Source organism: Tamlana crocina (assembly GCF_012037625.1).
Genome location: NZ_JAAVJS010000633.1, coordinates 1 through 330 on the forward strand (window position 1 = coordinate 1; position 330 = coordinate 330).

Annotated in this window: 1 pseudogene; it reads right to left on the reverse strand. The window is 45.2% G+C overall.

Annotated elements, in window-relative coordinates:
* Positions 1–330 (reverse strand): annotated as a pseudogene (locus tag HC176_RS18360) (S41 family peptidase); the annotation flags it as partial.

Here is a 330-nt window from a genome sequence, read left to right on the forward strand (position 1 = left end):
TTCTCAGAATTTCGGGAACTTTATCCAGGTACATCTTTTGGTAGCCCGGTTCAAACATTCCACTTTCTCCTACACGCTTAAAGTTTTCTTCGGCTCTCTTCTGCTGGGCAGTAGGTGCTTTTTGAGATCTTCCAAAGATGTGATTGAGCGCGGCTTCTAGAAGTGGTTCAGTGGGTTCTCCTAAAATTCCAAGATTGGAAATATCTTCATTCTTACTTACATCTGGTGTCAGCCCGTCAACATAATCTGATTTTCCCTGGGCGTTGGCCGATTTCAACACCAGGGGTTGAATGGCGTAGGTGTGGTTCTTGCTTGCACCTTCTTTTCCGA